The following is a 20,807-nucleotide window of genomic DNA, read 5'->3' as shown; positions in this document are numbered from 1 at the left end:
GGGCTCACTTCGAATAGCGCCGGATGGCTTCGATGACTTCCTGGGCGCCTTGGGCGCGGGCGGCGTCGTCCAGCCCCGGCCTGGCGACGTGCTCGCGCAGGTGGGCCTCGACCACCTCGTCCAGCAGGCCGTTGATGGCGCCGCGGGTGGCGGCGACCAGGTGCAGGGTGTCGGCGCAATCGGCGTGGGCGGCGATCGAGCGTTCGATCGCCTCGACCTGGCCGGCGATCCGGCGGACGCGCTTGAGCAGCGCCTCGTTGTGTGTAGAGAGGTGAGCCATAGGATAACCCCCTATGGTATATAATTCGCGCTGGCAAGCGCCTGCGCCCCTTGGGGGAGGGGCAGGCGCCTGCGGCTAGCTCAGCGGCTCGCCGCGCTGGAAGGCGGCGACGCGCGGGGCGTGATAGGTGCTGACCACGTCGTGCCGCGGGGTGGCCTGGACGTAGACGTCGATCTCGGCGAGCAGGGCGTCCCAGGCCCCGGCGAGCTCCGGCGTGAAGGCCGGACCGAGCACCTGGCGGACCGCGTCGCGGACGACGGCGAAGAAGGTGGCGAACACCTCGCGCGGGACGTCGTAGCCCTCGTGGTTGATGATCTCGGTCTCGATCATGTGGTCGCCGTAGCGCCGCTCGCCGATGAAATCGAGGATCGCGGCGAAGGTGCGCGAGAGCATCTCGCCCTTGATGGCGTTGTTGGTGTCACGCCAGAAGTACGGCTCCATCTGTGGCTGGAGCTCGAACAGTCGCTTGTAGACGACCGGGGTGGGATCTTCGCAGAGCTCGGCCAGCTGTTCGAGGCTGGCCTCGATTTCGGCGGCGCGCGCGAAGGCTGGAGCGGTCGTCATCGGCGTGATCTCCCATCGGTCTCCCAGGACCTTGCGGAAAGCCTAGACCGGCGCCGGGCGGCTCGAAACGCGCGATCTTGGAATTCGAGACATAACCATGTGTTATGTAATGCATGGCCGAACATGCGAAAACGAAGGGGGCGGGGGCGGCGCGGCGACAGATCGCCCAGAGCCTGCGCCAGACCAATCTCGATCTGCTGCCGATCCTGCACGCGCTGCTGCGAACCCGCAGCGTGACGGCCAGCGCCCGCGAGCTGGGGATCAGCCAGCCGGCGGTCAGCAAGGCGCTGCGCCAGCTGCGCGAGGCGTTCGCCGACGACCTGATCGTCTCGCGCGGGCGGGAGGCCAAGCTGACCGAGCGGGGGCAGGCGATCCTGGGGCCGCTGGGGGCGATCCTCTGGGACCTGGAGCTGCTGTACGAACCGCCGCGGCCGTTCGACCCGCGGAGCGAGCGGCTGCGCATCGTCATCCGGACCGCCGACTATGTGACCGTGCTGCTGGCCCCGCAGCTGGCCAAACTGTGCGCGCGCGAGGCGCCGCAGGTGGAGCTGTTGTTCCTCGAGCAGACCCAGGGCGAGGCCGAGGACCGCGACCAGATCGACTTCTTCATCGTGCCGCGGCCGGTCGGGCGGACCTTCGGCAAGCGGATGGAGCGGATGGCGCTGTGGCGCGACGACATGGTCTGCATCGCCGCGCGCGGCGACACCCGCTGGGGCGAGGTGATCACCCCGGCCGAGTTCCGCGACGCGCGGCAGGTGGTCTACCAGGTCGGCGAGCGCAGCGCCCTGGCGCGGGCCGGCCTGATCCAGCCGACCTCGGTGCTGGAGGTCGCGCCGGTCTGCGAGGTCCCCAACTTCCTGGTCATGGGGGCGATCGTCGCGGAGGCCGAGTGCCTGGCGCTGGCGCCGCGCAAGCTGGCCCAGGAACTGGCCCGGTCACGCGACGTGCGGCTGATCGAGATCGACTATCCCGACCGGCGGCTGGATATCGACGCCTTCTGGACGGCGTCGGCCGCGGCGCGGCGCGGGCACGTCTGGTTCCAGGGGCTGCTGGCCCGGGCCGCCGCGCAATTGCCCGCCTAGCGACCTAGAGCTTGCGGCCGAGGAACTTCTCGACCTGGCGGCGCTCCCAGGCCCCGTCGAGGAACGGCACGACGTTGAACACGGTGGCGCCGTGGGCGAGGAGGCCGAGGCCCCAGCCGAGCGCCGGCCAGACGAACCACAGATAGTTCGGGTAGCTGGTCAGGTTCACCACGGCGAGGATCGGGATGACGATCAGGTACTGGGTCAGGTGGACGTAGAAGCTCTTGACCTTGCGCACGTGGGCCAGGGCCAGGGCCTCGTCGGGCCGGAGGTCGGAGCGGGGGGCATCCATGGTCGGTTCCTTCAGGCGGTCGAGGTCGGTTTCGAAGACCGCCGCGAGGGCCTTCATCGACTCCAGGCTGCCGGGCTGGCCGCGCTCGAGCCGCTGAATGGTGCGGACGCTGAGGCCCGAGACTTCTGCGAGCTGTTCCTGGGACCAGCCTCTTTGCAGTCGCAGCTTCTGGATCAGCATGTCCAAAGTCCTCGTCGGAGATCGCCCCGACCCTGAAGGAAGGAGGCCTGTCGCCTCCACGTCAGCGACCCGCCAGCAGGCCGACGGCAAGCCGACAGGACCCCGACAGACTAGGACTGTCGGGCCGCCGCGCCAACTGCGCCGGCCCCTGGACAAGGGCGCGGCGGCGGGTCAGACGTGGCGCGAGGGGCGCGGCGCCCGCCCTGCCGCGGCGGCGCCCAATTCGGGGTTCAGAACCGCCTGAGATCGGTTCGCACGAGGTGAGTTTGAAGACGCTGGCGGTGATCGCCCTGAAGGGGGGCTCGGGCAAGACCACGGTGGCCACGCACCTGGCGCTGGCCGCGCACCTGCGCGGGATGCAGGCGCTGCTGGTCGACACCGATCCGCAGCATTCGGCCCGCGACATCCTGGAGACGCGCGAAGGCGGCGGGCCGCAGGTGGCGGCCGCGAGCGCGCGCAACGTGCTGGCCGCGCAGTTCGGGGCGCTGTCGCAGGGCAAGGAGCTGCTGATCATCGACACTGCGGCCGGCGCGGTGGAGTCGGTGGGCGAGGCGATCGTGCTGGCCGACTTCGCGCTGATGGTGGTGCGCCCGACCCTGATCGACCTGTCTGGCCTGGCGCGGACGTTGAGCCTGGTGCGCAAGATCGGCAAGCCGTCGGCGGTGGTGATGAACCAGGCTCCGGTGGCGCGCGGCAATGTCGAGGCGCCGCTGGTGAAGCGGGCGATGAAGGGCCTCGACTACATGCAGGCGCAGGTCGCCCCGGCGATCCTGCGCTCGCGCTCTATCTACCAGACCGCGCTGGAGCGCGGCCGCTCGGCGGAGGAGTCCCCCGACCGCGCGGCGGCCGGCGAGATCGCCGCGCTCTGGGACTATGTGGACGGGCGCCTGCGCGCGCTGGCCCTGCCGCAGGCCGACCTCAGCGCCTGACCGCGCGCAGCAGGAAACGGGAATAGGTGAAGCGCAGCGGGCCGTCGGCCTGGAGCTGGCGGTGCAGGCTGGCCAGGGTTTCGGCGTGGGTGTCGACGTCGAAGCCTTCGATGACCCAGGGGATGGCGGTCAGGAAGTAGGCCAGCGCCCCGACATCGGTGAAGGTCACCGGGCCGCGCCAGGCCTGCGCCAGTTCAAGGTCGCAGCCGAGGGCGGCGAAGGCCTCAACGGTTCGCTCAAGCGTGTTGTCCGGATAGGCCAGGCGCGCGCCGAACGCGGCGGTCAGGTCGTCCAGATTGTCGCCGCCGACCTGCTGGGTCAGGAAGACGCCGCCGGGCTTCAGGACGCGGTGCATCTCGGCGGCGCGGAAGCCGCCGTGGCGATTGAGGATCAGGTCGAAGGCGGCGTCCTCGAACGGCATGCCCGAGGCGGTGTTGGCCTCAAAGACCTGGACGCCCAGCGGCGCCAGGCGCGCGCGGGCGATCGGCACGTTGGGCGCGTAGCCCTCGACCGCCGTGGCGCGGCCGGGGAACGGCGCGAAGGAGGCGAACACCTCGCCGCCGCCGGTGGCGACGTCGAGGACGTCATGAGCCTGCGCGACCGCGGCGCGGGCGAGGTCGGGATAGGACCAGGGCGGCTGCGCCTCGACCATGCGGCCGTCGAGATAGGAGAAATCCCAGCCCGCGAACGGTGCGGCGGCGTCGCGTTTCCAGGCTTCGAGCAGGGCGTCCGAGGTCATGGCGGGCAGATTGCGGGCGAAGGACGCTTCGAGCAACGCCGGTCGCCAAGGCCTGCGGCGGGGCCTAATCCGCCGCTGGCGCGGCGGTGCTGGCGCGCACGACCAGGCGGTGGGGGAGGGTGACCTGCTGCAGGGTCGTGGCGCGGCCCTTGAGGATGTCGAGCAGCAGGCGCACGACCTCGTGGCCGATGGCGTCCATCGGCTGGCTGACGGTGGTCAGCTGCGGGGCCAGGTACTCGGCGAAGCGGATGTCGTCGAAGCCGACCAGCGAGACGTCGCGCGGGCAGGAAAGGCCGGCCCGGCGGATCGCCTCCAGCGCGCCCATGGCCATCTCGTCGGAGAAGCAGAAGATCGCGGTCGGGCGGTCCTGGCCGGCGAGCAGGGCGGTCGCCTGGTGCAGGCCGGATTCGATGGTGAAGTCGCCGGTGACGGCCTGCAGCGAGGCGGCGCGGCCGTGGCGCTCGGCGGCGGCGCGCACGCCGGCCAGGCGGTCGGCGCTGAGCGGGCTGGCCAGCGGGCCGGTGATCACGCCGACGCGGACGTGGCCGAGGCCGTAGAGGTGGTCCATCACCTCGGCCGCGGCGGCGGTGTTGTCGATGTGGGCGCTGGCCACGCCGAGGTCGGGCGCGAACTCGCAGCCGTTGACGATGGGCGTGCGCGGCCCCATCGCCGCGACCATGTCGACGAGGGTGTCGGGCAGGCGGTGGCCGAGGAAGATCAGGCCGTCGGCCTCCTTGCGGCGGAGCATGGTGGCGTACTGCTCCTCGCGCTCCTCCTGGTGGCGCGTGTCGCCGAGCAACACCGAGTAGCCGGCGGCGTGGGCGGCCTCCTCGACCCCGCGGATGACCCGCGAGAAGAACGGGTTGGAGATGTCCGGCACGGTGACCAGAATCTTCTCGGTGCGCAGGGTGCGCAGGCTCTTGGCCGCGAAGTTCGGCTCGTAGCCGAGCCGGGCGACCGCCTCCATGACCTTCTGCCGGGTGCCTTCCAAAACGAGTTCGGGGGCGCTGAACACCCGGGAGACCGTGGCGGTGGAGACCCCCGCGTCGCGGGCGACATCTTGAATGGTAGGCATCGGCGCGACACTGGCGAGAAGCGCCTCCCATTTCAAGGCGTAGGTTCGCGCTGCGCCCGCCGCACAATGCTGTTGCCGGGCGATGGGGCTGCTGTTATCGATGATTTCGATTACATGGACGCGAGCGCAGGCCGATTCAGGGCCGTAAACGCCGCCGCGGCAGCCGGTCGGGGAGGGCCAGGAAGATGACGACGAACGTTCGGCTATTCCTGATGATGGTGCTGCAGCTCGCCATCTGGGGCGCCTGGGCGCCCAAGCTGTTCCCCTACATGACCATGCTGGGCTTCGAACCCTGGCAGCAGTCGCTGGTCGGCAGCTCGTGGGGCGTGGCCGCCCTGGTCGGGATCTTCTTTTCGAACCAGTTCGCCGACCGCAACTTCTCGGCCGAGCGGTTCCTGGCGGTCAGCCACCTGATCGGCGGCCTGGCCCTGGTGGGCGTGGCCTTCTCGACCAGCTTCTGGCCGTTCTTCGCCTGCTACCTGCTCTACAGCCTGCTTTATGTGCCGACCCTGTCGGTGTCGAACTCGATCGCCTTCGCCAACCTACGCGACCCGGCGGCCGACTTCGGGACCGTGCGGATGGGCGGCACGGTCGGCTGGGTGATGGTCAGCTGGCCGTTCGTGTTCCTGCTGGGCGCGCACGCCACGGCCGACCAGGTGCGTTGGATCTTCCTGGTCGCGGCGCTGATCTCGTTCGCCGCCGCCGGCTATTCGCTGACCCTGCCTCACACCCCGCCGCGCAAGGAGGCGGCCGGCATCGACAAGCTGGCCTGGCGCCGGGCGCTGACCCTGCTGGGCACGCCGTTCGTGCTGGTGCTGTTCGTCGTCACCTTCATCGATTCCGTCATCCACAACGGCTACTTCGTGGTTTCGGACGCCTTCCTGACCGACCGGGTCGGCATCGCCGGCAACCTGTCGATGGTGGTGTTGAGCCTGGGCCAGGTGGCCGAAATCCTGACCATGTTCCTGCTGGGCCGGGTGCTGATCCGGCTGGGCTGGAAGGCGACGATGATCGTCGGCATCCTGGGCCATGCGGCGCGGTTCGCGGTGTTCGCCTTCTTCGCCGACAGCATCCCGGTGATCGTGGCCGTGCAGCTGCTGCACGGGATCTGCTACGCCTTCTTCTTCGCCACCGTGTACATCTTCGTCGATGCGGTGTTCCCCAAGGACGTTCGCTCGAGCGCCCAGGGGCTGTTCAACCTGCTGATCCTGGGGGTCGGCAATGTGGTGGCGAGCTTCCTGTTCCCGGCGCTGATGGGGCGGCTGACCACCACGGTCACCGCCGCCGACGGCACGACCAGCTCGGCGGTCGACTATCCGGCCCTGTTCATGGTCCCGACCGGCATGGCGCTGGCGGCGGTGGTGCTGCTGGCCCTGTTCTTCCGCCCGCCGACCCGCGGACCTGTCGCCGCCGACGCGGTGAGCGACGACACCCTGACCCCCAGCGTCGCCGCGCCGCACTGACGGCTGCGCGAGAAGGAGACCCGAGATGACACAAGGATTTCAGCGGCGCAGTGTGCTGGCGGGATTGGCAGGAATGGGAGCGGCCATGACGGGAATTGCGAACGCCAACGCGGCGGGCGGCAAGTTGTTCTTCCAGCGGCACGGTCTGCCGATCGGGCTGCAGCTCTACACCCTCGGCCCGGACGCGGCGAAGGACCTGGACGGCACGCTCGCCCAGGTCGCCAAGATCGGCTACCGCAACATCGAGCTGGCCGGACTGCTCGGCCGTTCGGCGGCGGACATGCGCGCGGCGATGGACCGCGCCGGGCTGACCTGCACCAGCGCCCACATCCAGGGCCGGGCGATGGGCGCGCAGACCTTCAGCGGCGACCTTGCCAAGCTGGCCGACGACCTGAACGTGCTGGGCGTGAAGTCGGCGGTGATGCCGCTGTTCTACATTCCCGACCGTTTCGAGCTGAAGCCGAACCAGGGTGAAGACGGCCCGGCATTCCTGAGCCGGCTGGCCGGGCAGATGACCCTCGACGACTGGAAGTGGAACGCCGACTTCCTGAACCAGAAGGGCCAGGCGCTGAAGGGTGCGGGCATCACGGTCGGCTATCACAACCACAACAACGAGTTCGCGCCGATCGGCGGCACGACGGGGATGGACGTCCTGCTGAAGGAGACCGACCCGTCGTTGGTGACTTTCGAGATGGACGCCGGCTGGGTGACCGCCGCGGGCCACGATCCGTTCGCGCTGCTCAAGGAGCACAAGGGCCGCTTCACCCTGATGCACGTGAAGGACATCAAGGCGACCACCAAGCCGAACTTCAACCTGAAGCAGGACCCGACCGAGGTCGGCGGCGGCATGATCGACTGGAAGAAGCTGCTGCCGGCGGCCTATGCGTCGGGCGTGCGCGGGTTCTTCGTCGAGCAGGAGCCGCCCTTCGCCCATCCGCGCATCGAGTCGACCAGGATCAGCCACGACTACCTGGCGAGCGTGGCCGCCTGATGACGCGTGGAGCTCCCCTGCGGCTGGCCATGGTCGGCGGCGGACCGGGGTCGTTCATCGGCCCCGTGCACAAGATGGCGGCCGAGCTGGACGGCGCCATCGAGCTGACGGCCGGGGCCTTCAGTCGCGATCCCGGTAAGAACGCCCAGGCCGCCCAAGCCTGGGGCGTCGCGCCGGAGCGGGCCTATGGCGATTACCGCCAGATGCTGGCGGCCGAGGCCGCGCGCGAGGACGGGGCGCAGCTGGTGGCGGTGGTGACCCCCAACCACCTGCATTTCGAGGTCGCCGCCGCGGCGCTGGCGGCCGGCATGCACGTGATCAGCGACAAGCCGGCGACCCTGAACCTCGCGCAGGCCCAGGAGCTGGCCGGCGTGGTGGCGGGGGCGGGCAAGCTCTATGGCCTGACCTTCGTCTACACCGGCTATCCGATGGTGCGCGAGGCGCGCGAGATCATCGCCCGCGGCGAGCTGGGCGCGGTGCGCAAGGTGATCGTCGAGTATTCGCAGGGCTGGCTGTCGCGGCCGATCGAGCGCGACGGCGACAAGCAGGCCGGCTGGCGGGCCGATCCGGCCCAGGCGGGCGTCGGCGGCGCGATCGGCGACATCGGCGTGCACGCCTTCAACCTGGCGGAGTTCGTGAGCGGCGTGCGGGTCGAGCGCATCTGCGCCGACCTGGCCGCGGTGGTGCCGGGCCGCACCCTGGACGACGACTGCAACGTGTTGCTGCGGTTCGCAGGCGGCGCACGCGGCGTGCTGATCGCCTCGCAGATCTCGGCCGGGGCGCGCAACGGCCTGACCATCAAGGTCTATGGCGAGAAGGGCGGCCTGACCTGGTCGCACGAGCGCCACACCGAGCTCATCGTCGACTGGCTGGACGGGCCGACCCAGATCCTGCACGCGGCCTCGGGCTATCTGGGCGCCGCGGCCCGAGCCGGTTCGCGCATTCCGACCGGACATCCCGAAGGCTTCATCGAGGCCTTCGCCAACCTCTATCGAGACTTCGCGGGCGCGATCGCCGCCGGGACGCCGAACCTGGTTCCCGACATCGGCGAGGGCGTGCGCAGCATGGCCTTCGTGGAGCGGGCGGTCGCCGCCAGCGCCGCGGGCGAGGGCTGGGTCGCGCTGCTGGGAGACGCCGCATGAAGACGCTTAAAGGTCCCGGGATCTTCCTGGCCCAGTTCATCGGCGCCGAGCCGCCGTTCGACAAGCTGGAGACCATGGCCCAGTGGGTCGCGTCGATGGGCTATGTCGGCGTGCAGATGCCGACCGGCGGGGCGGACTCGTTCTTCGATCTGCCGCGCGCCGCCGAGAGCCAGACCTATTGCGATGAGATCGCCGGGGTGCTGGCCGAGCATGGGCTGGTGATCACCGAGCTGTCGACCCACCTGCAGGGCCAGCTGGTCGCGGTGCATCCGGCCTATGACGAGCTGTTCGACGGCTTTGCGCCGCCGCAGTTGCGCGGCAAGCCGGCCGAGCGCCAGGCCTGGGCGGTCGAGCAGGTGAAGGCGGCCGCGGTGGCCAGCCGACGGCTGGGGCTGAAGGCGCATGCGACGTTCTCGGGCGCGCTGGCCTGGCCCTACTTCTACCCGTGGCCGCAGCGGCCCGCGGGCCTGGTCGAGGAAGCCTTCGCCGAGCTGGGCCGTCGCTGGCGGCCGATCCTCGACGCCTTCGAGAACGAGGGCGTCGACGTCTGCTACGAGATCCATCCGGGCGAGGACCTGCACGACGGGGCGACGTTCGAGCGGTTCCTGGATGAAGTCGGCGGCCACGCGCGGGCCAACATCCTTTACGATCCCAGCCACCTGCTGCTGCAGCAGCTGGACTACCTCGGCTATATCGACCGCTATCACGAGCGCATCCGCGCCTTCCACGTGAAGGACGCCGAGTTTCGGCCGGACGCCCGCTCGGGCGTTTATGGCGGCTACCAGGGCTGGGTCGAGCGGCCCGGGCGGTTCCGCTCGCTGGGCGACGGGCAGGTCGACTTCAAGGCGATCTTCTCGAAGCTGGCGCAGTACGACTATGACGGCTGGGCGGTGCTGGAATGGGAGTGCGCGCTGAAGCATCCCGAGCAGGGCGCCCGCGAAGGCGCGCCCTTCATCCGCGACCACATCATCGACGTCACCGAGCGGGCGTTCGACGACTTCGCCGGCAGCGCGCCGGACGCTGGGCGCAATCGGCGGCTGCTGGGCCTGTAGGAGTTCAAGACATGAAGCTGGCGATCATCCTGGCCGCGACCTTCGCGGCGAGCGCGGCCGTGGCCGCCCCATCGGGCGAAGCGGTGTTCAAGCAGCGCTGCGCGGTCTGCCACTCGATCGCGCCGGCCCCGGGCAAGATGGGCCCGCCGCTGGCCGGGGTCGCCGGGCGCAAGGCCGGGACGCTGCCGGGCTACGCCTACAGCACGGCGATGAAGGGCTCGAAGCTGACCTGGAACGCGGCCACGCTCGACACCTATCTGAAGGCGCCGGCCAAGAGCGTGCCGGGCACCAAGATGCTGGTCGGCGCGCCCGACGCCGAGCAGCGGGCGGCGCTGGTGGCGTATCTGGGGACGCTGAAGAACTAGGGGGCGCGGTCCGTCTTCCCGCTCATCCCGGCGAAGGCCGGGACGAGCGGAGTCGTGGGTCACTGCAGCTCCTGCACCTCGATGTCCTTGAACGCGATGGGGTGGCCCTCGCTCTGCAGGGCGATGTAGCCCTCGGTCGCCTTGTGGGTTTCGAAGTAGGGCCGGGCCACGGCGGCGAAGCTGTCGGTCGGGTCGAGGGCGACGCCGGCGTAGCGGTGCACGACCGCGCCGTTGATCTTCTGGGTCACCTGGCCGCTGGGCAGGACCTCGAGCTCCAGGCTGGTCCAGGTGCCGTTAGCGATGGTGGGCGCGGTCTTGGATGGGATGCAGTGCTCCTTGGCCTTCACTCCGTCGAAGGTGATGCTGGTGCCGGGTGTGCAGACCGCGCCGGTGGGGCGGGGGCCGGCGCCGTCGCGGCCGAGGATCTGGAACTCCACCGACATCGGGAATGGCTGGGCCAGGCTCATGCTTTGCGGGCTCTGGCTGGCGAACATCACGCCGCTGTTGCTGCGGGCCCAGGCCGGGGTGTCGGGCAGGGCCGGGTCGAGCACCTTGTAGTTCAGCCGCAGGCGGTAGGCCTGGAACGGGGTCTTGTAGAACAGGTGGCCGAACTTGCCGCCGAACTTACCGTCGTAGCCGGCGTAGGAGACCGTGATCGCGCCGTCCTGGACCACGAAGGTCTGGGCGTAGTTCTCGCCGGCCGGATAGCCGGCGATCTTCGGCGTCCAGCCGTCGAGGCTGCGGCCATCGAAGATCGGCGTCCACTTGCCGGCTTTCATGGCTTGGGCCTGAGCGGGGGCGGCGAGCAGGGCGAGGACGGCCAGGGGCGCGAGCGCGGCGGCCAGACGGCATGAGTGCATAGGGTTCAGTTCCTCCCGCTAGGTGTGGACGCACGTTCCGGCGTTCCCTTGTCTACTTGCAATGTAACCCATTTCATGGGACCTGGGAGATGCAAAGCGCAGGTCGGCGCCATGGCGGATTCGCGTCCGCCGCCGAAGCGCGAAAGAACCAGGCGGACTACGCCGCCGCACCGAGACCGGGGGGAAAGATGGCCAATCTGAACGGCCGTTCGCGCCAGGAAAACACCTATGACGCCATCGTCGTCGGCAGCGGGATCAGCGGCGGCTGGGCCGCCAAGGAGCTGACGGAGAAGGGGCTCAAGACCCTGGTGCTGGAACGCGGGCCGATGGTCCGCCACCTTGAGGACTATCCCACGGCGATGACCGACCCGTGGGACACCAAGTACCCGCAGGGGAAGCTGCCGGCCGAGCAGCTGAAGGCGCAGTATCCGGTGCAGTCGCGCACCGGCTACACGGTCAACGAATACACCAAGCACTTCTTCGTCCGGGACGATGAGAACCCGTACACCGAGGAGGAGCGGTTCGACTGGATCCGCAGCTATCAGGTCGGCGGCCGTTCGCTGACCTGGGGGCGGCAGACCTATCGCCACAGCCCGATGGACTTCGAGGCCAACGCCCGCGAAGGCGTGGCGATCGACTGGCCGATCCGCTACGCCGACCTGGCCCCCTGGTACGATTATGTGGAGCGCTTCATCGGCGTCTCCGGACAGAACGAGGGCCTGCCGCATCTGCCCGACGGCCAGTTCCAGCCGCCGATGGAGATGAACTGTGTCGAGAAGGCCTTCAAGCAGCGGGTCGAAGGCAAGTTCGGCGAGCGCCGGATCACCATGGGCCGCTGCGCGCACCTGACCGAGCCGACCGAGGAGCAGCTGAGCCTGGGGCGCAGCAAGTGCCAGTACCGCAACATGTGCATGCGCGGCTGTCCGTTCGGCGGTTACTTCAGCTCCAACTCGGCGACGCTGGTGGCGGCCGAGCGGACCGGGAACCTGCGGATGCGGCCCGACAGCATCGTCACCTCGCTGATCTATGACGCGAAGGCCGGCAAGGCGACCGGGGTGCGGATCCTGGACGCCCAGACCCTGAAGGAAGAGGAGTTCTACGCCGAGGTGATCTTCCTCTGCGCCTCGGCCCTCAACTCGACCTGGATCATGCTGAACTCGACCAGCTCGCGGTTCGAGAACGGCTTCGGCAACGGCAGCGACCAGCTGGGCCGCAATGTCATGGACCACCACTTCCGGGTCGGGGCCAAGGCCGACGTCGAGGAGTTCGGCGACAAGTACTATTTCGGCCGCCGGCCGAACGGCATCTACATCCCGCGCTTCCGCAACCTGGGCGACGCGGCGACCAAGAAGGACTTCCTGCGCGGCTACGGCTACCAGGGCGGGGCCTCGCGCCCGGGCTGGGACCGCGACCTGGCGGGCGAGGGCTTCGGCGCCGACCGCAAGGCGGCCATGAGCCAGCCTGGGCCCTGGACCATGCAGCTGGGCGCGTTCGGCGAGATCCTGCCCTACGAGGACAACCGCGTGACCCTGAACCACGCGGCCAAGGACAAGTACGGCCTGCCGACCCTGTCGGCCAAGGTGACGATCCGCGAGAACGAGAAGGCCATGCGCAAGGACATGCAGGCCGCCGCCGTGGAGATGCTGGAGGCCGCCGGCTTCAAGAACGTCATGGCCGCGGACATGGGCTATGCGCCGGGCCTGGGCATCCACGAGATGGGCACGGCGCGGATGGGGCGCGACCCGAAGACCTCGGTGCTGAACGCCCACAACCAGGTGCACGAGTGCACGAACGTCTACGTCACCGACGGCGCGGCCATGACCTCGGCCTCCTGCGTGAACCCGTCGCTGACCTACATGGCGCTGACCGCCCGGGCCGTCGATCACGCGGTTCAGGCCAAGCGCAAGGGGGACCTGTGATGCTGAACCGTCGCGATGCGTTCCGGGGCCTGGCCCTGACCATGGGCATGGTGTCGGTCGGCTTCGCCGGCCCGGTCGCCGCCGCCCTGCCGCCGCTGGCCTGGACGCCCGCCGCGCTCGACGCCGAGCAGGCCCGGGCGCTGGACGCCGCCGCCGAGCTGATCGTGCCAAAGACCGACACCCCCGGGGCGCGCGAGGCCAAGGTCCCGCAGTTCGTCGACCGGGCGGTCGCCACCTATCTGGACAAGCCGCAGGCCGAGCTGCTGAAGACCGGCCTCAGCCAGATGAACGCCGACGCGCGGGCCGCGCACGGCAAGGCGTTCGCGGAGCTGACCGGCGCCCAGCAGACCGCGCTGCTGAGCCGCTACGACCAGGAGGCCGCCGCCGCCCGCAAGGCGTGGAAGCCGCGCCACTTCTTCTCGCTGCTGAAGGAGTACGTGACGATCGGCTACTTCACGTCCGAGCCGGGCGCGACCCTGGCGCTGCGCTACGAGCCGGTCCCGGGCGAGTACCACGGCTGCATCCCCCTGGCCGAGGTCGGCCGGGCCTGGGCGCTGTAACGATCAGCGCGGCGCGACCGGATTGTCGGGGATCGGCGACATGGCCTTGAGCTCGGCCATGGCGTCGAGGCTGATCTTCGCCCAGCGCTCGAACAGCATGGTGAAGTCGGAGCGGTTGGTGACGCTGTTGCGCATGTAGGGCCCGGTGTCGCCCGCGAGCCGTGAATCGACCGCCCGGCCGAGCAGGGCGCCGGTCTCGGAATCGCGCAACTCGATGACCACGGTGGCCGAGCCGGCCTCCTGGCTGAAGGTCCGAGAGCGGCCGGCCGTCGGACGGTCGGGCGCGGTGACATAGAGGTTGGCCACGCCCGTTCGCACGCGCAGGACGTCCGGGCCGGGGGCGGTGACGACCTGATATCCGGCCTTGGTGTAGGCCTTCTGGAACACCTCCTCGAAGCCGGTGCGGGCCGCGTCGAGCATCTTCTGGGCGTCTTCCTTGGAGATGCGCTGGGAGAGATCCATCGTCTCGTTGTTGTAGTCGCGGACCCAGTTCTTGCGGAACGCGACCTCGGTCGGATCCATCATCACCTTGGTGTAGCCGCGGAAGTCCGCGCCGGGCAGGACGTAGGCCGCATCGAACCGCTTGGATTTCACGTTGGTGAGGCCGTCCCAGGTGGCGGGCGGCGAGGCGGCGAGGGCTGGCGGGGCCGCACTGCCGAGCAGGCAGATGGCGGCGAGCGCAGTGACGACGGCGCGGCGGGTCATGGCGGGGCTCCCTGACGAATTGCTCAGCGTCACCATGCGCCCGGCCCCGGGGGCCCGGTATCGGGGGAAACCCGCAGAGCCTGGCCAGGGAACCGCGAGGCGGTCAGGTCAGCGCGGCGGCCGGATAGCGGCGCTTGAACCAGACCTGGTAGAGCGCGCCGACGACCAGGCTGACCAGCATGAACAGCAGCACCGCGGCGGTGACGCGCTTGTCGCCAAAGGTGGTGTTGGCGATCAGCATGGCGATGCCGGGGTGGCGCACGGAACTGGCGACGGCGAGGGTGGCGCGGTCGCAGTCGGCCGGCCCGCCGAGCAGGTGCCCGCCGATCAGGGTGATGGCCGTCAGCCCGGCCATGGCCGCCATCGCCCCGTCGCCGATCAGGCTGCGGATCGCCGGCCAGATCGCCGCCAGCATCGGCACGAAGACCACCACCACCAGCAGCATGCTCAGCCGGTAGACCCAGGGGCCGATGCGCTCGGCCAGGGCTGGGGCCAGCAGCCGGATGACCATCCCCAGGCCGAGCGGGATCACGACTCCGGTGGCCACGGTCGCGGCGATGGTGCGGATCGGCAGGGTCCTATCGTGGCCGAACAGCCGCGCGGCGAGGTCGAAGACCAGCGGCACGGCTATGATGGTCAGCAGCGCCATGGCGACATAGACCCCGTAGGCGTACTCCTTGCGGGCGCCGATCTTGAGCTGCTTGCCGGGCACCAGCGGCGGCACCGGCGAGATGGCCATCAGCATGATCCCGGCCTTCACGGCCGGCTCCAGCGGCAGCAGCCAGATCATGGCGGCGGCGGCCAGCGGGGGGATGATCTCCACCGCCAGGATCGCCTTCAGCAGCAGGCTGGGCCGCCGCAGGACATAGATCAGGTCGCCGTGCCCCGACTTGAGGCCGACCGTCATGACGAGGCCGGCCAGGCTGAGGGTCAGCAGGAGCGGCAGGATCTGCTTGAGGGCTTCCATGATCGTGCCGCCTCCGCGGCGGGTAGCTTCAGGGCAGGGTCTTGACCATGTCGGCGAAGATGGCGTTGACGCCGGCCTGGTCGGCGTCGCTTTGGTCGAGCCGCTTCTGGGACGTGGCTCGCCAGGCGAGTTGGCCGCTGGCGCGATCGATGAGATCGAGCATCACGGTGCCTTCGACGTAGTTGATATTGCGGACGTCGACGTCCATCGGCGGGCCGTACATGCCCCACCCGAAGCCGCCGATGCAGCCGCGGATGCCGCAGGCGACGGGACCGCCCATCGGCGCGCCGAAGGTGTCGACGCGGGTCTCGGTCCGGTTCTGCAGGCCGATGTGGTACTGCACGAGCAGATTGGCCGACGACGGATCAGAGACCTGGCGATAGCCCCGCCCGGCCAGGGCGCCTTCGACGGCGGCCTTGATGCGGGCCTGGATGATGTCGTTGTCGATGCGCTTGTCGCCCGATCCGGGTTGCGCGCCCGGCGCCCAGGCCCAGGTAGAGCCGGGGGCGACCGACACCGTGCTGCTCTTGAGCACCGAGACCTTGCCGCCTGGGCTCTCGCACGCGGTGAGGGTGAGGGCCGCGACGGTCAGGCCCGCCGCCAGGGCCAGGGACTTCAGGAGGCCGCTACGCATGTGATTTTCCCAACTCGGTTGCAGGGCCGCGATCAGCGGCTGTGCCGGGAAATGTCTGGCCGCAGCCCGAGCCCAGCAATCAGGTCAAACCCTCGGCCGCCGTCAGGGTGCGGCTGACGCGGCGCCCTGGCGGGCGCTGACCTTGGGGGGCGTCGGAGTCGCCTGTCACCGGCCGCCGGCGACGGCAAGGGCGATCACTTTTCCACCTGGGGCGCGTCGAGACGCCGGCTGAACTCCTCCAGGTCTCGTTCGAGGAAGTAGTTGAGCGCGGTGCGGATGACCGCGATCGCGGCCAGCTGGCCGATGTCGTCCCAGGTCGGCGCGATGGCGGTGCGGGCGATGTCGGCGGCGAGGGCGAATTCCAGCGCCAGGATGATCCAGCGCGCGAAACGGGTCCAAACCTGCCTGCGGGTGAGGGCTGTGTGCCCAGCGGGCATCACCATGTAGCGGCCGGCCAGGTAGACGCCTTCGATGACCCCGACGGCGATGCAGAGCACGCAGATCATCTCTGCGATCAGGGCGACGTAGGTGGCCAGTTCTTGAAGAACGGATTCCATGGAGGGGCTGCCAAGCTGAGTCGGACGGGCGCTGTTGTGGGGACGGCTACTTGATCTTGCTGGCGGCGGCCTTTTCGAGCTGGGCAGCCTCGCCGCGGGTGATCACCCCGTCGCCGTTGGGGTCGTGAGCCTTGAAGCGCACGGCCGTATAGGCGTCGATCTCGGCCGCGGTGACGGCGTTGTCCTTGTTGCTGTCCATCGCCTGGAACCAGCCGCCCTTGCCGACCAGGCCGGCGTGGTCGACGCCGCGCTCTTCAAGGTCCATGCGCGTGCTGGCGGCGGCGCGGTCCCATTCCTGGGGCGTGATCTTGCCGTCCTTGTTGCTGTCGGCGCGCATCAGAAAGGTGCGGCGGGAGTCCTGATATTCCTTGGGGGTGATCTTGCCGTCCTTGTCGGCGTCGGCGAGCAGCTCCTGGGCCGCGGCGCCGGAGGCCAGCAGCGAGAAGGCGGCGGCGAGGACAAGACGGTGCATGGGCGTGGCCTTTCGTCGGACGGAGGTCGCCACGATGCTCCAGCTTCCGGTCATGCCGAACCATTGGGCGTCGACCTGAGACGGGGTGGGCGATGGGCCTGATGCGCCCTTCCCGTATCCGTCGTCAGGGTTGCACCCGATAGGCGTGCGCCAGCCCCGGTGAAACCGTTGGGCCTTCGCCGGGAGGGATGCGCGATGCCGCGTGCCATTGACGGAGGGCCGGGACCGATCCGGCTGCGCTTCAGGCGGTCGAGAACGCCGCCGACTTAGATCGGCGCATGAGCGGGAGGCGCTAAGGCATGAAGTTTTCTGTATTTTTAGGCGCGGCGCTCCTGGCGGCCGCACCAGGCCTGGCGAGCGCCCAGGAGTCCGATGTCGAGCTGGCCAAGAAGCTCGCCAACCCGGTCTCGGACCTAGTCAGCCTGCCGTTCCAGTTCAACTATGACTGCTGCTACGGTCCCTCGGACGGCGAGCGGGTGACGCTGAACATTCAGCCGGTCGTGCCGCTGCACCTCACCGACGACTGGAACCTGATCATCCGCACCATCGTGCCGGTGATCTCGCAGAGCGAGTCCGCGCCGGGCCGTGGCGACCAGATGGGGTTCGGCGACACCTTGCAGACCTTCTTTTTCTCTCCGAAGACCGAGGGGTTCGTGCTGGGCTTCGGGCCGGCCATCTCCTACCCCACAGGCACCGACGGCTTCAGCGCCCACCAGTGGGCGGCGGGCCCCGCCGGACTGGTGCTGAAGCAGCAGGGGCACATGACCTATGGGCTGCTGGCGACCCAGCTATGGGCGGTGGACACCGGCCAGCCGCAAGAGGTGAACGCCACCCTGCTGCAGCCGTTCTTCAACTACACCTTTCCCAACACGACGGGCGTCGTGGTCAACTTCGAGAGCACCTACGACTGGACGCGTGAGCAGTGGACCGTGCCGCTGAACGTCGGCGTCACGCACATGTACAAGTTCGGCGCGAACCAGAAGGTGCAGGCCGGCGTGTTCGGCCGCTACTACCTGGACAGTCCCGACGGCGGCCCCGACTGGGGGCTGCGCTTCGTGCTGACCTACCTGATCCCGTCCTAGCCAGAGCATTTTCCGCCGAGGCGGCAATCGTTTCGGCGAAGAAAGCGTATTAAATTCAAATTCCTATGAGCAACTTAAGGTCCGATCGGATCGGAAAACGCTCTAGGGCCGCACGATGCAGCGGAAGCCGACATGGCTGGTCGAGGTGTCGACCGGCTGGGCGTGGCGGGCGGCCGGCCGGTAGCGGCGGCAATAGGACGGGGCGCAGAGATGCGAGCCGCCCTTCAGCACCTTGCGCGGGATGCGGATCTCCGGCTGGTTCGGATCGTAGCTGGCTTCCATCGCCGCCTGGGCGCGACTGGCGGCGCAGCAGCCCTTGAAAGGTTCGGCCGAGGCGATCGACCACCAGTCTGCGGTCCATTCCCAGGTGTTGCCGATCATGTCGGAGAGGCCATAGCCGTTCGGCGGATAGGAGCCGATCGGCGAGGTGCGCGGCCAGCCGGTCTTGTCGAGGTTCTCGAACGGGAAGCGGCCGTGCCAGGTCTTGGCCATCGGCTTGCCCCCGGGCTCGAAGGCGTCGCCCCAGGCGTAGATCATGCCGTCCAGGCCCCCGCGGGCGGCGTATTCCCATTCGGCCTCGGTCGGCAGCCCGACCCCGGCCCAGGCGGCGTAGGCCTCGACGTCGGCCCAGGAGACATGGACCACGGGATGATCCTCCAGCCCCTCGAGCGAGCTGTCGGGACCGTAGGGACGACGCCAGTCGGCGCCGGCCACGTAGCGCCACCAGGCGCGGATATCGTTCAGCGGCACCGGCCCGGCGGTGGGCATGAAGACCAGCGAGGAGGGCGCGAGCATGGCCGGATCGGCGCCCGGATAGTCGGCCGGATCGGCAGGCTTTTCGGCGGTGGTGATCCAGCCGGTCGCCTCGACGAAGGCGGCGAAGTCGCGGTTGCTGACCGGGCGCGCGTCGATCCAGAAACCCTCGACCTCGACCCGCCGCACGGGCGCCTCTTCCGGGTAGTGGACGTCGGAGCCCATGCGGAAGGCGCCGCCGGGTATCCACACCATGCCGGGGCGTTGATCGGGCGCGCGTTGCTGACGCTGCATTTGGGGCATCCGATGGTGTCCTCGATCCGGCCAGGTTGTAGGCGATCTCACCACCGGCGGGAACGCTTGGCGATCCGGCGAAACCCTGAGTGCGCGCCGCGCGCACGGTTAGGCCCCGCGCCCTCGAGAGCGACGCGGGGCCTGTCCAGGAGGTCGGGCCCGATGCCCGACTGACGGAGCGGTCCCCGGGGGGAGGGGAAGGAGCGTTCCGACAACGCCATCACAGCACCGGCGCATAGGCGCGGTGATCAGGTCGGCGCCTCAGGCGGGGCGTGGATTCGCCCGAGGTCAGAAAGCTTCGCCGATGTAGAAGTAGAAGGCCTGGGAATCCTCGCCGAACGCGAAGTCGATGCTGGCGTTGACGCGGTGCGCCCTGGACGCCTTGAGGCGCAGTCCGACGCCCGCCGCCGGCAGCAGGGGGGAGCCCAACTTGTCGAAGGAGGGGGCCACGCCGCCGACCCCCGCGAAGGCGACGGCCCCGATCCGCCAGAACAGGTCGCGCCGGTACTCGACCTGGACCGCGGCCAGGGTGTGGTCGCGGTAGCGGCCGGGGTCGTAGCCCCGCAGGTCGTTGTTCTGGCCGAACAAGCAGAGGTCGAAGAACGGCGCGCCGTCGCCGCTGTCGCAGATCGAGAGGCGGGCGGCGATCACCGCCTTGTCGGAGAGGGCTCGGTAGGCGTTGGCGGCCAGCTGGAGGCGGTCGTAGTCGAAATCGCTGCCCAGCGCTGCGCCCGCCACCAGCCAATCGGCGGTGACATAGGCGCCCTCGCGCGGGCCGAACTGGCTGTCGCGGGAGTCGTACTCGGCGGCCAGGCCGAGCGCCGAGCTGGCGCTGTCCATTTCGACCTGCGGCAGCTCCAGGTCGGGAAATGGCAGTTCGGTCAGGTCGAGCGTCGTCTTGACGGCGACGCCGCGGTAGCGGACGCCCAGATAGCTGTGGGGTCTGACGCGAAACAGCGCGGCGGCGATGAGGCCGCCGCCCTTCTGGCCGATCGGGATGGCGTGGTTGCGGTCGCCGGCGACGGCCCCGATGCCGTAGAAATCGAGATGGAAGTCGCCGACCCCGCCGCCGAGCGTCAGACGGACGGCGTCCTGACGGAGATTGGCCTGCTGACCGGCGAACGCCGCCCAGCTGCGGCTGTCGGCGTACATGCCGCCCACGCCTGTGACCCAGGGGGGCGCGGCCTTGTCGTGGGCGTAGATGCCCAGGGCCGCGACCGCCAAGCCGTTGCCGATCGCCGGATTGGAGACCGGGATCGGCATGGCCACGATGCTGAACGGCTTGGCGGGCTTGTCGCCTTCGTCAGCGGCAGCGTCCTCGGCCAGCGCCGGCGCAGCGAGCGCAAGGCAGAAGGCAACGACGGCCGCCCGCATGGACCCTAGCCCGGGCGATCGACGACCACGTAGACGACGGTGTCCCCCTCGTACTGGGGCGCGTAGTAGGCGCCGCCGCACGAGTAGTAGGTGAGTCCGGAATAGGGGTAGGGCGAGCAGGCCGGGGGCAGCGAGTAGTAGCGCGAGCCGATCGCCGCCGACGTCACCGCCGCGGCCGTGCCGAAGGCTACGCCCGCGGCCACCGGATGGTAGTCGTGGTCGCCCCACCCCCAGCCGTTGTCATGGTCGACATTGACGTTGACGTTGTTGCCGACGTTGACGTTGCCGGTGTTGACCCGGTTGCCGCTGCGGTTGACGGCGGCGTTGCGGTTGACGTTGGCCTGACGATTGGAGGCCGCCGCGGTGTTGCGCGCGCCGGGGTGGTTGGCGGCGACGTTCTGGCGGTTGACGTTCGGGTGGGCGGCCGGCGCGCGGGCCGCCGCCGCCGCGGCTCGAAGCCATCACCACGGCTGAGT

The 20,807-nt window shown here is 69.5% G+C and carries 25 protein-coding genes; 11 read left to right on the top strand and 14 right to left on the bottom strand.

All coding sequences use genetic code 11. The annotated features are described in order from the left end of the window. Window positions 1–4: 4 nt before the first annotated feature. Together OUA97_RS17000 and OUA97_RS16995 are read right to left on the bottom strand one after the other, a co-directional pair. Window positions 5–280 (bottom strand): metal/formaldehyde-sensitive transcriptional repressor, encoded by a 276-nt coding sequence (locus OUA97_RS17000; RefSeq protein ID WP_267233218.1) that lies wholly within the window; start codon window positions 278–280, stop codon window positions 5–7. A 75-nt stretch (window positions 281–355) separates the two neighbouring features. Then, window positions 356–844, bottom strand: a complete 489-nt coding sequence (locus OUA97_RS16995) for a globin (RefSeq protein ID WP_267233217.1) — start codon at window positions 842–844, stop codon at window positions 356–358. A 113-nt stretch (window positions 845–957) separates the two neighbouring features. Here OUA97_RS16995 and OUA97_RS16990 point away from each other — a divergent pair, with 113 nt between their 5' ends. After that, window positions 958–1,926 (top strand): LysR family transcriptional regulator, encoded by a 969-nt coding sequence (locus OUA97_RS16990; RefSeq protein WP_267233216.1) that lies wholly within the window; start codon window positions 958–960, stop codon window positions 1,924–1,926. Window positions 1,927–1,930: 4 nt separating this feature from the next. Here the strand turns inward: OUA97_RS16990 and OUA97_RS16985 are convergent, their stop codons facing one another. Next, window positions 1,931–2,398 (bottom strand): 2TM domain-containing protein, encoded by a 468-nt coding sequence (locus OUA97_RS16985; protein ID WP_267233215.1) that lies wholly within the window; start codon window positions 2,396–2,398, stop codon window positions 1,931–1,933. 266 nt (window positions 2,399–2,664) lie between these two features. Here OUA97_RS16985 and OUA97_RS16980 point away from each other — a divergent pair, with 266 nt between their 5' ends. After that, a complete protein-coding gene (locus OUA97_RS16980; RefSeq protein WP_267233214.1) occupies window positions 2,665–3,327 on the top strand; it encodes an AAA family ATPase in 663 nt (220 codons plus the stop codon). On the opposite strand, the gene OUA97_RS16975 is transcribed toward OUA97_RS16980, so the two are convergent. Then, on the bottom strand, window positions 3,317–4,102 hold the full coding sequence (locus OUA97_RS16975; RefSeq protein WP_267233213.1) for a class I SAM-dependent methyltransferase: 786 nt from the start codon (window positions 4,100–4,102) through the stop codon (window positions 3,317–3,319). The genes OUA97_RS16980 and OUA97_RS16975 overlap by 11 nt on opposite strands. 28 nt (window positions 4,103–4,130) lie before the next feature. Then, on the bottom strand, window positions 4,131–5,141 hold the full coding sequence (locus OUA97_RS16970) for a LacI family DNA-binding transcriptional regulator (RefSeq protein ID WP_267233212.1): 1,011 nt from the start codon (window positions 5,139–5,141) through the stop codon (window positions 4,131–4,133). Window positions 5,142–5,326: 185 nt separating this feature from the next. Between OUA97_RS16970 and OUA97_RS16965 the strand changes: the two genes are divergently transcribed. From OUA97_RS16965 to OUA97_RS16945, 5 genes are all read left to right on the top strand, one after another. Further along, complete coding sequence (locus tag OUA97_RS16965) at window positions 5,327–6,604, top strand: MFS transporter (protein WP_267233211.1); 1,278 nt, start codon at window positions 5,327–5,329, stop codon at window positions 6,602–6,604. 85 nt (window positions 6,605–6,689) lie between these two features. After that, window positions 6,690–7,595 carry a sugar phosphate isomerase/epimerase family protein gene (locus tag OUA97_RS16960; RefSeq protein WP_267233210.1) on the top strand — a complete coding sequence of 302 codons (906 nt, stop codon included), beginning with the start codon at window positions 6,690–6,692 and terminating at the stop codon, window positions 7,593–7,595. Further along, window positions 7,595–8,737 carry a Gfo/Idh/MocA family protein gene (locus OUA97_RS16955; RefSeq protein WP_267233209.1) on the top strand — a complete coding sequence of 381 codons (1,143 nt, stop codon included), beginning with the start codon at window positions 7,595–7,597 and terminating at the stop codon, window positions 8,735–8,737. Before OUA97_RS16960 ends, OUA97_RS16955 begins: the two co-directional genes overlap by 1 nt. Then, window positions 8,734–9,789, top strand: coding sequence for a sugar phosphate isomerase/epimerase family protein (locus OUA97_RS16950; RefSeq protein WP_267233208.1), 1,056 nt, complete (start codon window positions 8,734–8,736; stop codon window positions 9,787–9,789). Before OUA97_RS16955 ends, OUA97_RS16950 begins: the two co-directional genes overlap by 4 nt. A gap of 11 nt (window positions 9,790–9,800) precedes the next feature. Further along, complete coding sequence (locus OUA97_RS16945) at window positions 9,801–10,154, top strand: c-type cytochrome (RefSeq protein WP_267233207.1); 354 nt, start codon at window positions 9,801–9,803, stop codon at window positions 10,152–10,154. Window positions 10,155–10,213: 59 nt separating this feature from the next. On the opposite strand, the gene OUA97_RS16940 is transcribed toward OUA97_RS16945, so the two are convergent. Further along, complete coding sequence (locus tag OUA97_RS16940; RefSeq protein WP_267233206.1) at window positions 10,214–11,014, bottom strand: 3-keto-disaccharide hydrolase; 801 nt, start codon at window positions 11,012–11,014, stop codon at window positions 10,214–10,216. A gap of 188 nt (window positions 11,015–11,202) precedes the next feature. On the opposite strand from OUA97_RS16940, the gene OUA97_RS16935 reads away from it, so the two are divergent. Further along, window positions 11,203–12,933 (top strand): GMC oxidoreductase, encoded by a 1,731-nt coding sequence (locus OUA97_RS16935; RefSeq protein ID WP_267233205.1) that lies wholly within the window; start codon window positions 11,203–11,205, stop codon window positions 12,931–12,933. After that, entirely contained in the window at window positions 12,933–13,493 is a 561-nt protein-coding gene (locus OUA97_RS16930; RefSeq protein WP_267233204.1) for a gluconate 2-dehydrogenase subunit 3 family protein, read from the top strand. The genes OUA97_RS16935 and OUA97_RS16930 overlap by 1 nt, the downstream gene beginning before the upstream one ends. A gap of 3 nt (window positions 13,494–13,496) precedes the next feature. On the opposite strand, the gene OUA97_RS16925 is transcribed toward OUA97_RS16930, so the two are convergent. The 5 genes from OUA97_RS16925 to OUA97_RS16905 form a co-directional block, all read right to left on the bottom strand. After that, a complete protein-coding gene (locus OUA97_RS16925) occupies window positions 13,497–14,198 on the bottom strand; it encodes a DUF3313 family protein (RefSeq protein ID WP_267233203.1) in 702 nt (233 codons plus the stop codon). Window positions 14,199–14,301: 103 nt separating this feature from the next. Next, window positions 14,302–15,165 carry a bile acid:sodium symporter family protein gene (locus OUA97_RS16920; RefSeq protein WP_267233202.1) on the bottom strand — a complete coding sequence of 288 codons (864 nt, stop codon included), beginning with the start codon at window positions 15,163–15,165 and terminating at the stop codon, window positions 14,302–14,304. Between the two features lie 28 nt (window positions 15,166–15,193). Beyond that, on the bottom strand, window positions 15,194–15,799 hold the full coding sequence (locus OUA97_RS16915; protein ID WP_267233201.1) for a DUF4136 domain-containing protein: 606 nt from the start codon (window positions 15,797–15,799) through the stop codon (window positions 15,194–15,196). A gap of 194 nt (window positions 15,800–15,993) precedes the next feature. Continuing rightward, complete coding sequence (locus OUA97_RS16910) at window positions 15,994–16,356, bottom strand: DUF1622 domain-containing protein (RefSeq protein ID WP_267233200.1); 363 nt, start codon at window positions 16,354–16,356, stop codon at window positions 15,994–15,996. Window positions 16,357–16,402: 46 nt separating this feature from the next. Next, complete coding sequence (locus OUA97_RS16905) at window positions 16,403–16,828, bottom strand: EF-hand domain-containing protein (RefSeq protein WP_267233199.1); 426 nt, start codon at window positions 16,826–16,828, stop codon at window positions 16,403–16,405. Window positions 16,829–17,127: 299 nt separating this feature from the next. Here OUA97_RS16905 and OUA97_RS16900 point away from each other — a divergent pair, with 299 nt between their 5' ends. Beyond that, on the top strand, window positions 17,128–17,910 hold the full coding sequence (locus OUA97_RS16900) for a hypothetical protein (RefSeq protein WP_267233198.1): 783 nt from the start codon (window positions 17,128–17,130) through the stop codon (window positions 17,908–17,910). A gap of 102 nt (window positions 17,911–18,012) precedes the next feature. Here OUA97_RS16900 and OUA97_RS16895 read toward each other — a convergent pair whose 3' ends face one another. The 3 genes from OUA97_RS16895 to OUA97_RS16885 form a co-directional block, all read right to left on the bottom strand. After that, the gene (locus OUA97_RS16895; protein WP_267233197.1) at window positions 18,013–18,957 is read right to left on the bottom strand and encodes a formylglycine-generating enzyme family protein; all 945 of its coding nucleotides are present in this window, start codon (window positions 18,955–18,957) and stop codon (window positions 18,013–18,015) included. Between the two features lie 288 nt (window positions 18,958–19,245). Next, complete coding sequence (locus OUA97_RS16890) at window positions 19,246–20,331, bottom strand: BamA/TamA family outer membrane protein (protein WP_267233196.1); 1,086 nt, start codon at window positions 20,329–20,331, stop codon at window positions 19,246–19,248. 5 nt (window positions 20,332–20,336) lie between these two features. Continuing rightward, window positions 20,337–20,534 (bottom strand): hypothetical protein, encoded by a 198-nt coding sequence (locus OUA97_RS16885; RefSeq protein ID WP_267233195.1) that lies wholly within the window; start codon window positions 20,532–20,534, stop codon window positions 20,337–20,339. 39 nt (window positions 20,535–20,573) lie between these two features. Here OUA97_RS16885 and OUA97_RS16880 point away from each other — a divergent pair. Next, on the top strand, window positions 20,574–20,807 hold a 234-nt coding region (locus OUA97_RS16880; protein WP_267233194.1), incomplete at its 3' end, for a hypothetical protein.

The sequence above is a fragment of the Phenylobacterium sp. 58.2.17 genome, from assembly GCF_026411515.1.
In the GTDB taxonomy this organism is placed as follows: domain Bacteria; phylum Pseudomonadota; class Alphaproteobacteria; order Caulobacterales; family Caulobacteraceae; genus Phenylobacterium.
The sequence above is the reverse complement of the archived record's forward strand: the minus strand, read 5'-3'. Positions and strand labels throughout refer to the sequence as shown.

Bases quoted from the DNA above. Each gene is read 5' to 3' on its own strand.
- OUA97_RS16940 (WP_267233206.1), bottom strand. From the start codon at position 11,014: ATGCACTCATGCCGTCTGGCCGCCGCGCTCGCGCCCCTGGCCGTCCTC.
- OUA97_RS16995 (WP_267233217.1), bottom strand. From the start codon at position 844: ATGACGACCGCTCCAGCCTTCGCGCGCGCCGCCGAAATCGAGGCCAGC.
- OUA97_RS16910 (WP_267233200.1), bottom strand. From the start codon at position 16,356: ATGGAATCCGTTCTTCAAGAACTGGCCACCTACGTCGCCCTGATCGCA.
- OUA97_RS16895 (WP_267233197.1), bottom strand. From the start codon at position 18,957: ATGCAGCGTCAGCAACGCGCGCCCGATCAACGCCCCGGCATGGTGTGG.
- OUA97_RS16950 (WP_267233208.1), top strand. From the start codon at position 8,734: ATGAAGACGCTTAAAGGTCCCGGGATCTTCCTGGCCCAGTTCATCGGC.
- OUA97_RS16955 (WP_267233209.1), top strand. From the start codon at position 7,595: ATGACGCGTGGAGCTCCCCTGCGGCTGGCCATGGTCGGCGGCGGACCG.
- OUA97_RS16935 (WP_267233205.1), top strand. From the start codon at position 11,203: ATGGCCAATCTGAACGGCCGTTCGCGCCAGGAAAACACCTATGACGCC.
- OUA97_RS16925 (WP_267233203.1), bottom strand. From the start codon at position 14,198: ATGACCCGCCGCGCCGTCGTCACTGCGCTCGCCGCCATCTGCCTGCTC.
- OUA97_RS16945 (WP_267233207.1), top strand. From the start codon at position 9,801: ATGAAGCTGGCGATCATCCTGGCCGCGACCTTCGCGGCGAGCGCGGCC.
- OUA97_RS16900 (WP_267233198.1), top strand. From the start codon at position 17,128: ATGAAGTTTTCTGTATTTTTAGGCGCGGCGCTCCTGGCGGCCGCACCA.
- OUA97_RS16985 (WP_267233215.1), bottom strand. From the start codon at position 2,398: ATGCTGATCCAGAAGCTGCGACTGCAAAGAGGCTGGTCCCAGGAACAG.
- OUA97_RS17000 (WP_267233218.1), bottom strand. From the start codon at position 280: ATGGCTCACCTCTCTACACACAACGAGGCGCTGCTCAAGCGCGTCCGC.
- OUA97_RS16890 (WP_267233196.1), bottom strand. From the start codon at position 20,331: ATGCGGGCGGCCGTCGTTGCCTTCTGCCTTGCGCTCGCTGCGCCGGCG.
- OUA97_RS16915 (WP_267233201.1), bottom strand. From the start codon at position 15,799: ATGCGTAGCGGCCTCCTGAAGTCCCTGGCCCTGGCGGCGGGCCTGACC.
- OUA97_RS16930 (WP_267233204.1), top strand. From the start codon at position 12,933: ATGCTGAACCGTCGCGATGCGTTCCGGGGCCTGGCCCTGACCATGGGC.
- OUA97_RS16920 (WP_267233202.1), bottom strand. From the start codon at position 15,165: ATGGAAGCCCTCAAGCAGATCCTGCCGCTCCTGCTGACCCTCAGCCTG.
- OUA97_RS16965 (WP_267233211.1), top strand. From the start codon at position 5,327: ATGACGACGAACGTTCGGCTATTCCTGATGATGGTGCTGCAGCTCGCC.
- OUA97_RS16960 (WP_267233210.1), top strand. From the start codon at position 6,690: ATGACGGGAATTGCGAACGCCAACGCGGCGGGCGGCAAGTTGTTCTTC.
- OUA97_RS16970 (WP_267233212.1), bottom strand. From the start codon at position 5,141: ATGCCTACCATTCAAGATGTCGCCCGCGACGCGGGGGTCTCCACCGCC.
- OUA97_RS16990 (WP_267233216.1), top strand. From the start codon at position 958: ATGGCCGAACATGCGAAAACGAAGGGGGCGGGGGCGGCGCGGCGACAG.
- OUA97_RS16905 (WP_267233199.1), bottom strand. From the start codon at position 16,828: ATGCACCGTCTTGTCCTCGCCGCCGCCTTCTCGCTGCTGGCCTCCGGC.